This is a genomic window from Mycobacterium sp. (assembly GCF_035314665.1).
Classification (GTDB): Bacteria; Actinomycetota; Actinomycetes; order Mycobacteriales; family Mycobacteriaceae; genus Mycobacterium.
This window is the reverse complement of the sequence record NZ_DATFZD010000157.1, coordinates 1-2690: the sequence shown is the minus strand read 5'-3', so window position 1 is coordinate 2690 and position 2690 is coordinate 1. Positions and strand designations below refer to the sequence as shown.

At 66.4% G+C, this 2690-nt stretch carries 1 protein-coding gene and 1 pseudogene; both read right to left on the bottom strand.

Annotation, left to right across the window (positions count from 1 at the left end):
• Nucleotides 1–1064: IS1380 family transposase (locus VKI00_RS12540; RefSeq protein WP_324437779.1), on the bottom strand; the 1064-nt coding region annotated here is incomplete at its 3' end.
• Nucleotides 1065–1183: 119 nt separating this feature from the next.
• Nucleotides 1184–2437 (bottom strand): annotated as a pseudogene (locus tag VKI00_RS12535) (IS1634 family transposase); the annotation flags it as partial.
• Nucleotides 2438–2690 lie beyond the last annotated feature (253 nt).

The window sequence follows — 2690 nt, the reverse complement described above, 5'->3', positions numbered from 1 at the left end:
CGGTGGGTGATGTCGGCCTCGGCGGTGGGCAACTCGGAGTTGGTCACAAACGGGTGATGGCGCCACACCGGAAACAACGCGTCGGGGTAGCGGGCGTCTTTGACGCGGCGCACCACCAGCCGCACAGTGAGGCTGCGGCCGGAGCCCAGCCGCAGGGGGTAGGGGGTTTCGGCGACCTGGGCATCGGAGATCAACAGCCCGGTGTCGGGGTCTTCGACTGCGCCCGGGTAGTGCACCGGGGTGTAGGCGGCCTCGTCGATGGCGGCGATCGCGGCGCTGATGCGGCGGTTGCGGCTCACCGATAGGGAGAACTCGGCGCCTTCCCCAATGCAGGTGGTGATCACCTTCTTGGTGCCGAACGCCGAGTCGCCGCGCACCATGATCGTGGCGGCCCGGCACCCGCGGGCGGTGCCGATAGCCTGCTTGATCTGGGCGGCGGCGGCACGCCCGGAGGCGGCCCGCCCGCTGCGTAGCCGGGCCTCGGCGATGACCGGCGCCGCGGTCGCCGTGGACAGGGTGGTGATCTGCGGTGACAGGCCCAGACGCAGCAGGGCGCGGCTGGCGATCTTGGCGTGCCCGAACGAGGCGCCCTGCTTGTGGTGCCCATAGACCGGGCGCAACAGCGAGTCGATGTCGACGAAGGCGCGCTCGCCGATGCCGGGCAACAACGGCACCCGGGCCGCCAGCGCCACCAGATGCGCGCGGGTCACCGCGGCGAGCTGGTTGGCGTGCCCGAAGGTGAACTCGCGCAAGAAGATCCCCAGTGTCGAGGGCGCATACACCTCGTGGAACACCCGCGGGGTGCCGCCGGCGCGCAGCACGTTGCCGTCATCGATGCTGTCCGCGCCGCACATCATCGCGGCGATGATCGAGGTCAGCTTGCCGGCCGGGTTGACCGCCCCGGACTTCACCCGTGTCGACGGCAGATCCACGTGCTCGCCGATCAACCGCGAAAGCCCGGTCTGCTCAGCCAGTTCCAGCACCGGCACCAACCCGGCCGACGACACCAGATTCCGCTCGTCAAACACCGCCGACCCGACGGTGAACGTATAGGATGAGTGCACCGAAAATGCCTTCCCGAACGCTGGACAAGATCGACTTAAGCACTCGTATTGTCCCAGTTCAGAAGGCATTTTCGCTGTTCACACGCCGATCACATCACCGGCCCATCCACGGATCCAGGCTTAGACATTCGGAAGGCCTTCTCGATGCGCCACAGCTGGTGATACGCGTCGATGACGAACTCCGCACCCACGGTGGTGAGGTTGGTGGTGTAGCCCTTCCACCCGGCCAGCGCCCGGGTCTTGGCCTCCAGCTGGCGATTCACTGACTTGGTGGCGCCGGACAGTTGGATATAGCGATTGCGTTTGACCGGGGCGTGCCCGTCGACGGCGCGTTCGGCCTTGGCGACTTGCTCATCGATGCCGCGCAGGGTGCGTCGGGCTCGATCGTGGCGGAACTGGTAATAGATGACGCGATCCGGGATGCCGCGGGCCTTCTCCGACGAGGTCGCCGGCCAGGGCTGGGTCAGCACCAACCCGTCAGGGATCTGCTCGTCGGGGTGCTTGTCACGCCATTCGCGCACCACATCGGGTAGGTACGGGATGCGGGCACCCAGGATGTAGGACAGCCCGGCGGCTTGCAGGGCGACCTGGTTGGCCTCAGAGATCATGCCGGCATCGGCGACCACAGTCACCTCGCGCAGTTGGTGAGCGGTCTTGAAGGCGTTGATGACCGGCACCATGGTGGCGGTCTCGGCTTTGTTGCCCTCAAACGCCGCCACCGTCAGGGGGAACCCGGTGGCGTCGGTCAGCAGCCCCACAGTGATCTGCGGCTCCAGGCGCCGTTCCTTGGAGAACCCGGGCTCACGAAAACCGTCACCGGCATCAGTTTCGAAGTACAGGGTGGACACATCGAAAAGCACCAGGCTGGCCGGGCCCAGCCCGGCGTGAGCAGCGCACGCCGCTGATAATGCTTGTCGGACAGTAGGTTTGGCGATCACAGGTAGGCGTCGTTTGACGGTGCGGTAGGACGCGGCGGCAACTCCAGTCTCGACCAGCACCCGCTCTGCGTCGATCTTGCTGGTCGGCTCGATGATGCGGGCCAACACCAGATCGCGCAGCACCTCATCACCGTCGAGCACCCGATCGAACCCGAGCACACCGTAGGCCCGGCACAGCCCATCCCACAGATGGCTGGCCCGGGAGCTGACGATCTCCAGCGGCGCGCCACCGGATCCGGTGTCAGCCAGACCCAGATCGAGCACCTGCTGGCCATCGGCCAGGCGCTGGGCAGCCGCGGCCTTCAACGCCTCCACTTCGGCGTCATCGTGGGCAGAACCGAGATGCTCGATACGGCGCGAACCACGCCGCGAGGACCACACGATCTGCACCGCTGTCGCCCCCGAGCTGGTCTTCACGGTGCGCACGTAGGCCACCACCGCACCCTAGGAGCCCACCGCTAGTGCACACTTTCCGGCCCATCCCAAAGAAAACAAGCAGGTCAACGCCCTGACTTCAAGCGAGTACCAACAACGTGGCCCAAGTCGGGCCCGCAGTTCTTCCGCATCGCCAATGACTTGCCCCAGGTGGCTGGTGCGGGCGAACGTCGAGCGGCTGACTGGTGCGACCGGCGTTCAAAACGAGATTCATGTCGAGGCGGTAGGGGTTTCACGAAGCCGCGCATATCAA